Here is an 8264-nt window from a genome sequence, read left to right as displayed (position 1 = left end):
CGTATCAACTTTGCCAAAAGAATAAGCCTAAAATTCATGTGATTAAATCTTTGGCTTATCCGTAACTGGGGTTATTCTAAATCCACCGCGATAACTAAAAAAGTGGATTGATGGCCACAAAAAAAGCCCACCGTGTGGACTTTTGATATTGTTCAGTTTTAGTGTTTGGTGACAATTAATTCTGTGCCACCCAAGCGCGGGCTAAAAGTATCGTTACTTTGAATTGAAAACTCACCCTTTTCCGCTTCTTTAGACAAGTACATGCTTAATGATTGGAAATCTGCACGACTGATCCATAAATCCTGAGCACGAATACTCCACTGTTCGCCCGCATTAAGATGGTCGATTTTGCCTGAAATTTTCGTCAAGATATCCATTTGAAACCCATGATTACAAAAGTCATTTAAAGGAGATAAAAGTTGAGAATTCAACTTTTTCTGGATGATTATCATGTGACAAAATTATTTCATTTTGATGACATTGGGTTTAAGACTTTGGGCTAATTGGGGATAAAAAGTAAAATTATTCTTTAGAAAAATTTGAATTTTTTAAGATATAGTCAATTTCTTCTTGGGCTGCAGCATGTAGTCGCGCACGAAAGATCGTTACCGCCTGCTCAATTTGAGTTTCGGCTTCTAGCTCTAAACGCAAACGTACACTTTCAAGTTCAGAAACAATTTGATCATCACTTACCGCAGTTGCGGCTTGATTAAAAGTCACTGCAGGTAATTCAGGATTTTGCTCATAACGTGCAGTATAGTTTGAAATTTCCTGATCCAGACTTTGACGCATCAACTCAAGTGCTTGAGTTTGTTCTGCAAAGCGTTGCGCTTCATCTTGCTGTAGCTGTGCAGCATAAGCGGCTTGTTCTGCACGTTGCTGTTCTAATTTGAGTTCGAGTGCCAATTGGCGACGTTGCCGTGCTTCTTCAATCAAACGTGCTTTCAGGTCAGCATAGGCTTGTTCAATTTTTTCCTGTGATTGTTGCTGAGCGCGCTGATCTTCTGCAATCCAGTTGTGTAATTGCGTTTCAGGTTGCAAGACCTCACAAATTCGATGCAGATCATCCATAAATGTCTGGCGCACAGCCTGAGGCGCGGTTAACCAGCGCTGTTTAAAATCTGAGCCGACGTTTAAAGTCACCGCATCTCTCCTTATTTTGAGCAGTATTTTTAAAAAAACGTTTTAAAATTAAAGCTTAAACGTCTGTGGTTCTATGCCCAAACGTCGATATTGTTTAAATTTTTCACGTCCAAGCACTTTAGCTGCTTCGTGATTTTCAATAATCTCAATAATGTGACTAAATTTTGCATAGGCTTCAAGTGCCTGACTGTTAAAATTAAACATAATCCAGTCCGATTGCTGCGGTAATTCGGCAGAAATACATACGCTGGCCTGTGTTTGGTTAATGCCATGCGGAATAAAACTGCTGGCATCAAAACTCCACAGACGCTCATCCAATATTTGCTGTAACTCTGGATCAGGGCAATGCAGCCAAATGCGTGCCTGCTGCCGCAAAATTTTGCGGCATAAACGGCAAGTGCTTTCCACTTGCCGTTCAGGACTTTTTTCAAACAAATAAAAGCTAACTTTAGCCATTATTGCTTGCACGTTGTGCGAGGAACTGCATCAATAACGGTACAGGACGACCTGTTGCGCCTTTATTGCTGCCTGAATTCCATGCAGTGCCTGCAATGTCTAGATGCGCCCAGCGATAGTCACGGGTAAAGCGTTGCAAGAAGCATGCTGCAGTAACTGAACCTGCTTTAGGCCCACCAATATTGCCAATATCGGCAAATGGTGAATCCAGTTGTTCTTGGTAATCGTCAATCACGGGCATACGCCATACACGGTCAAATGCAGTGTGTCCCGCAGCATCCAATTCCGCCGCAAGTTCATCATCTGGGGTAAACATGCCTGTCAGTACCGAACCGAGTGCAACCACGCAAGCACCTGTTAAAGTAGCAATATCAATCACCAAAGCAGGGTTGAAGCGTTTCACATAGGTAAGGGTGTCGCACAGTACCAAACGACCTTCGGCATCGGTATTTAAAATTTCGATGGTTTGACCGCTCATACTGGTCACAATATCGCCCGGACGTGTTGCTTTGCCAGAAGGCATATTTTCAGCCGCAGCAATGGTGCCGACCACATGGATAGGTAAACGTGCTTCACATAGCGCGCGCATGGTGCCTAAAACTGAAGCAGAACCACACATATCAAATTTCATTTCATCCATCCCTAAGCCGGGTTTGAGTGAAATGCCGCCTGTATCAAAGGTGATGCCTTTACCGACCAATACCACAGGTGCTTCATCACGCTGTGCTTGATATTCGAGGCTAATAATGTGCCCTGGACGATCTGAACCTTGACTGACTGCAAGGAAAGCGCCCATGCCTAATTCTGCCATTTCTGCTTCATCTAAAATGGTGACTTTGAGTAGGTCTGGATATTCTGCCGCAAGTGCTTGAGCTTGTTCTGCCAAATATTCAGGGAAACAAATGTTGCCCGGACGGTTGCCCAAGTCACGTGCCATGTTTTGACCCGATTGCATGGCTTCAATCAATTGAAGTTGATCTGCGCTGAGTGGGCTGTTATTGGCAATGAAATGGATTTGTTCAAGCTGAAATTCATTCTTTTTGCTTTTGTATTCATCAAAAGCATAGGCTGCTTGGGTCAGGCTGAGTGCAAATACATAATGCAGCTCGCTAGGCAGGGCAGACAAGTCAATGCTGATCTGTTTAAATTTTTTTTGTGAAGATTTGATAATGCTTTGTGCAATTTTTGCCAGCTTTGCGGCTGGTAATTCTTCGGTTTTACCCAAACCGATCAGGTTGCTATTGGCGCATTCAACAACGCTAGCCACCAAACTTAAACTTTCATTAAAGCCTGCTTTAAATTGTGTCGCTTGAATAATGCTGTCTAAATCCTTGATTTGATAAGCAGCAGTTGCCTGTGGCACCTGTTCTGCAGCCACTAAAATTGACAAAGATTCACTCGCGCTGTGTTCTTGGAATGAGGGACTTAAGCTAAATTTAATCACTGGATTTTATGCCTATCTAAATGTGCAAACTATGCAACCATTGAAACATTTTTATGCGTCGAGTTTCAATGTATAACAAGGCGATAGGTTTTATATTTTCAACATTCAGGTAAACTAACGCGAATTGGATTCCCTCACATTTTGGAAGAAATAATTTGATTATTCGGCGTTATTTGGTCAAGCAAGTTGTGTCGACATCCTTGGTTGTGATTGCCTTACTGACTTTGATCATGATGGGTGGTCGCTTGATCAAGTATTTTGGCGTGGCGGCACAAGGGCGTTTGGATGCGAGTATTTTATTCAGCATCATTGGCTATCGCTTGCCTGAATTTTTGACGCTGATCTTACCTTTGGGTTTCTTTATTGGCTTGATGTTGGTATTTGGTCGTTTATATGTCGACCATGAAATGGCAGTGCTCAACAGCAGTGGCGTGAGTCGGCATCAATTGGCACGTTTATTGGTGCCAATGACGCTGGTATTTCTAATTGTCCAAGGCTTTTTAATGCTGTGGGCATCACCGTGGGGACTGCGTCAGTTTGAAGCATTGACCACCAGTCAGGCAGTACGCACAGGTTTTGATTTGGTGCGACCCAAAGAATTTATTTCTTCAGGGCCATATACCATTTACGCAGGCGATCTGTCCGAAGATCGTAAAAACCTGAAAGATATTTTCTTTTATCAACGTGCAGAAAAAACAGGTCGTCCTGATGTCATGATTCTGGCAAAAGAAGCGACACGGGTAGAGCTGGAAAATGATCCTGCCAATGTGGTGGATTTGGTCGAAGGGCGTCGTTATGAAATATTTCCGGGCACAGCCAAATATTCACAGGCAGAATTCCAAAGTTATCGTTTACGTTTAGAGAATGACAAAGAAGCTAAATTTGAAAGTGCCGAAGTAGAAGCCTTAACCACCTCGCAACTTTGGAAAAACCGTGCAGACCCTGTGGTCGCAAGTGAACTGGGATGGCGTATTTTTGTGCCTTTTGCGATTGTGGTGGCGTTGTTTTTAGCCGTGGCATTGTCAGAAGTTAGTCCGCGTCAGGGGCGTTATTTAAAACTGTTTCCTGCCTTGTTAATTTTCGCCAGTTTGATTGTGGCGCTCATGGCGGTTAAAACCCGTATCAGCAAACAAGAAATGGGCATGATTGCTTATCCGTTGGTGTTGTTGGCTTATGCGATTGCGGCAGCCTTGTTCTCACGTAAACAAAAACTAGCACCTAAAATTAAGCAGCAAATTCAGCGAGTGAGGTCTTAAGATGTTGGCACGTCGTATAGTTGCAAAACACGTCACCAAGACCACTGCAGTGGCTATGTTTGGTGCAACGGCAATTTTGTCTGGTTTGCAGGTGTTGTTTACCTATTTAGGCGAATTGGGTTCACTCAATGAAAACTATAGTGCATGGCAGGCATTGCTGTATGTATTGTGGGGTGCGCCAAATTATCTCTATGAAATTTTGCCGATTTCTGCCTTGATTGGCGCAGTGTTAGGCTTGGGTACGTTGGCATCCAACAGCGAATTGATTGTGATGCGTTCTGCAGGGATTAGCCTGTGGCGTATTGTGGGATGGGTGATTCGTTCCGCCATGGTATTGGTACTGCTGTCTTTTGTGCTCAGTGAATGGGTGATTCCATACACCAATGAACAAGCCAAAAGTGTTAAAAGTCACCGTAGCGTCGCTGAGCTGGGTGAAGTTCGTGGCTATTGGTCGCGCGAAGGCAATCGTTTTATTTATATTGACTACGCCAATGCCCAAGGGCAGCTCAAAAATGTACAAGTGGTCGATTTTGATGATAATTATCGCTTGCGTGGTACATTGTCTGCAGATCAGGGACAGTTTGTTAAAGACGGTAGTTGGTTGCTCAATCAAACTGAACAGATGGATATTTTGCAGGCGGGCAACGCGACTTTAGCTAAAAACAGCGAACAGGCTTTGGCTTTAGCATTGCAACCGAAATATGTGCACATGGTCACCATCGACCCTGAAGATTTATCCCCAAGTCAATTGGTCAGTTTCATGAGTTATATGCATGAATACAGCCAAGTACCCAAAACCTACCAACTGGCGTTCTGGCAAAAACTTGGTGCACCCTTTGCGCTGATTGCTTTGGTGGTGATTGCTTGCTCCTTTATTTTTGGGCCGTTACGTCAGCAATCTATGGGTTTCCGTTTGGTGATTGCTTTATTTGTCGGCTTAACCTTCTTTTATTTACAGGATTTCTTGGGCTATGCCAGCTTGGTCTATGCACCATCGCCTGCGTGGTTCGTATTTATTCCTATTATTCTGATGTTTGTCATCGGCGGTTACTTACTGCATCGTGCGCGTTAAGTGCGGGCCGATGCTGCTGCTTTTTCCGTATGATTGGGTAAACCTATCTGAATCAGTGGCGGAAACCATCTTCTGAACATAGAGTCTTGACGCAAAATTCGTTAAGATAGCATGATTAATTTGTAGACGAAAAAGAGTATTGATTATGGCGGATGCAACTGCTGGCAAAATCCCTCACGTATTGGTGATTATGGATGGTGTGGGTCATCGCGAAGCGGTCGAAGACAACGCGTTTTTAGCAGCGAAACGACCAAATTTGACTGCTATGCAGGAAAAGCATCCGCATGGTTTGATCTCTGGTTCAGGTGAAGATGTGGGCTTGCCAGATGGTCAAATGGGTAACTCTGAAGTTGGTCACATGAACTTGGGTGCAGGACGTGTGTTGTACCAAGACTTTACCCGTATTACCAAAGACATTCGTACAGGCGCTTTCTTTGAACATGAAGTGTTGGTCGATGCGGTAGAAAAAGCCAAAGCAGCCAACGGTGCAGTGCATCTGCTTGGTTTATTGTCTGAAGGCGGTGTGCATTCGCATGAAGATCATATCGTGGCGATGGCAGAATTGGCATTAAAACGTGGTGCAAAAGTTTATCTACATGCCTTTTTAGATGGCCGTGATACGCCACCAAAAAGCGCGCAGCCTTCTTTGGAAAAACTGGACGCATTATTTGCACAATATCCAAATCAAGGTCGTATTGCCAGCTTGATTGGTCGCTACTATGCGATGGATCGTGACAACCGTTGGGATCGTGTAGAACAAGCCTATCGTCTACTTACCGAAGGTGAGGCATTACGCACTGCGGCAACTGCGGTTGAAGGCTTGGCAGCGGCTTATGCGGCAGATGAAAGCGACGAGTTTGTTAAAGCCACCCGTATTGGTGAAATTGCCAAAATTCAAGATGGCGACAGCGTGGTGTTTATGAACTTCCGTGCTGACCGTGCACGTGAATTGACCAAAGCCTTTGTGGAACAGGATTTTGCTGGTTTTGAACGTAAAGTTGTGCCGCAATTGTCTAAATTTGTGATGCTGACCCGTTATCAAGCCAGCATTGCTGCGCCAGTGGCGTACATGCCAGAAGATTTGAAAAACTCGATTGGTGAATATTTATCAGACTTGGGCAAAACACAATTGCGTATTGCTGAAACTGAAAAATACGCACACGTGACGTTCTTCTTTAGTGGTGGTCGTGAAGATGAATATCCGGGTGAAAAACGTATCCTGATTCCATCGCCAAACGTAGCAACCTACGACTTAAAACCTGAAATGAGCGCTTATGAAGTGACTGATGAACTGGTTGCAGCCATTAATTCAGGTGAATATGATTTGTTGGTGGTGAACTATGCCAATGGCGATATGGTCGGTCATACTGGTGTGTTTGATGCAGCTGTCAAAGCAGTGGAAGCAGTAGATACCTGTTTGGGTCGTGTCTATGAAGCGGTGATGGCGAAACAAGGTCACATGATTATTACAGCTGATCATGGTAACGTCGAGCAAATGCAAGACTATGACAGTGGTCAGGTACATACTCAGCACACCACTGAATTGGTGCCATTCATTTATGTAGGCCCAACTCAGGCCACCATTTTGGAAGGTGGTGTGTTGGCAGATGTTGCACCAACTTTATTGAATTTGATGCAATTGCCAGTGCCAGCAGATATGCAAGGTCGCAACTTAATTCGCTTACAGGCATAACCCTCGATACAGGTAGATGATGGAATGACGGCTCACAAAATTTATGCGGTTGTGTTGGCAAGCGTGTTGTGTGCCAGTCATTCGAGTGTTTGGGCTGCGCCAGATTGGGAGTTAGATGGCCCTACACTACAACAGGACTATGTCGATGTGCCTGTAGAGTCGATACAGGAATTTGTACAAATCTATGGCATTGTCAAAGACAACTATGTGACTGAAAAAAGTGATGATGCCTTGTTTCAGCAAGCCATTCGTGGCTTGGTGAGCGGTTTAGACCGTTATTCACGCTATTTAACTGCTGAAGAATATAAACAACTTTTACAATATACCGAAGGCGACTTGGCCTCGGTTGATTTTACTTTGCGCTATGACGCTGCCCAGCAACATTGGGTCATTCAAAATTTAAGTGCCAATGCCGACTCGGCTAAACAAGGGCTGAAGAATGGCGACAGCCTATTTAAAATTGATAACCAAGAACTGAAAAAGCTGAGTGCAGATCAGGTCAATAACCTGCTCACAGGCTCAGTGGGATCGACTGTAAGCGTACAACGTGCAGCCAATCAGCCTGAAATTATGTTGGTACGCAACAAAAAAGTAGAAACCGATATTCAGGCGCAGATGCTTTCTAATCAGGTCTTGTTGTTAAAAGTACGTGTGTTTCAGCAAGACACCGCCAATGAAATTAAACGCTTAATTGAAGAACATAGCACGCCACGCTTAAAAGCCGTATTGATTGATCTGCGTAATAACCCAGGAGGCTTACTGTCTGCTGCGGTGGAATCTGCCGATTTATTTTTAAATCAGGGTGTGATTGTATCGACCAAAAGTCGTTCTGAAGGCGATCAACAATTTCAGGCGTTACCTAGCTTTGAATTTCAAAATTTAAAAGTCGGAGTACTGATTAATCATCGCTCTGCATCTGCGGCAGAAGTCTTTACTGGTGCTTTAAAAGACCATTCACGCGCTTGGGTGATGGGCGAAAAAAGTTATGGCAAGGGGGTGGTGCAAAAGCTGTTCCCACTTAGCGATGGTGCTGCCTTACAAATGACGGTTTCGCATTATTACACCCCACGCGAGCAAATGATTGAAGGGGTTGGGATTCAGCCGAATCAGCAATATATTCAAAGTCCTGAAATGAAAGAAGAGGCTTATCTTGAGCATGTGGCAGATTTACTGCTGAGCCGCCGTTAAGTCTCATCTGAG

General features: G+C 44.1%; 8 protein-coding genes. 4 read left to right on the top strand and 4 right to left on the bottom strand.

Annotated features, from left to right (window positions below; genetic code table 11):
• Window positions 1-158: 158 nt before the first annotated feature.
• The 4 genes from CF596_RS08015 to CF596_RS08000 form a co-directional block, all read right to left on the bottom strand.
• The gene (locus tag CF596_RS08015; protein WP_096901968.1) at window positions 159-377 is read right to left on the bottom strand and encodes a hypothetical protein; all 219 of its coding nucleotides are present in this window, start codon (window positions 375-377) and stop codon (window positions 159-161) included.
• A 145-nt stretch (window positions 378-522) separates the two neighbouring features.
• Complete coding sequence (locus CF596_RS08010; protein ID WP_004975677.1) at window positions 523-1143, bottom strand: hypothetical protein; 621 nt, start codon at window positions 1141-1143, stop codon at window positions 523-525.
• Between the two features lie 48 nt (window positions 1144-1191).
• Window positions 1192-1599 carry a DNA polymerase III subunit chi gene (locus tag CF596_RS08005; protein WP_096901966.1) on the bottom strand — a complete coding sequence of 136 codons (408 nt, stop codon included), beginning with the start codon at window positions 1597-1599 and terminating at the stop codon, window positions 1192-1194.
• Window positions 1592-3040 carry a leucyl aminopeptidase gene (locus CF596_RS08000; RefSeq protein WP_096901978.1) on the bottom strand — a complete coding sequence of 483 codons (1449 nt, stop codon included), beginning with the start codon at window positions 3038-3040 and terminating at the stop codon, window positions 1592-1594. Before CF596_RS08000 ends, CF596_RS08005 begins: the two co-directional genes overlap by 8 nt.
• A gap of 158 nt (window positions 3041-3198) precedes the next feature.
• On the opposite strand from CF596_RS08000, the gene lptF reads away from it, so the two are divergent.
• The 4 genes from lptF (at window position 3199) to CF596_RS07980 (ending at window position 8252) form a co-directional block, all read left to right on the top strand.
• Window positions 3199-4299: an LPS export ABC transporter permease LptF gene (gene lptF / locus CF596_RS07995; protein WP_096901961.1), complete on the top strand. Its 1101-nt coding sequence runs from the start codon at window positions 3199-3201 to the stop codon at window positions 4297-4299.
• 1 nt (window position 4300) lies between these two features.
• Entirely contained in the window at window positions 4301-5371 is a 1071-nt protein-coding gene (lptG, locus tag CF596_RS07990; RefSeq protein WP_096901957.1) for an LPS export ABC transporter permease LptG, read from the top strand.
• A gap of 145 nt (window positions 5372-5516) precedes the next feature.
• On the top strand, window positions 5517-7064 hold the full coding sequence (gpmI, locus tag CF596_RS07985; protein WP_096901955.1) for a 2,3-bisphosphoglycerate-independent phosphoglycerate mutase: 1548 nt from the start codon (window positions 5517-5519) through the stop codon (window positions 7062-7064).
• A 24-nt stretch (window positions 7065-7088) separates the two neighbouring features.
• Complete coding sequence (locus tag CF596_RS07980) at window positions 7089-8252, top strand: S41 family peptidase (RefSeq protein WP_004975690.1); 1164 nt, start codon at window positions 7089-7091, stop codon at window positions 8250-8252.
• Window positions 8253-8264 lie beyond the last annotated feature (12 nt).

Source organism: Acinetobacter sp. YT-02, from assembly GCF_002412355.1.
GTDB lineage: Bacteria > Pseudomonadota > Gammaproteobacteria > Pseudomonadales > Moraxellaceae > Acinetobacter > Acinetobacter towneri.
Note: the sequence above shows the minus strand (reverse complement) of the source record. Positions and strands in the feature narration are given on the sequence as shown.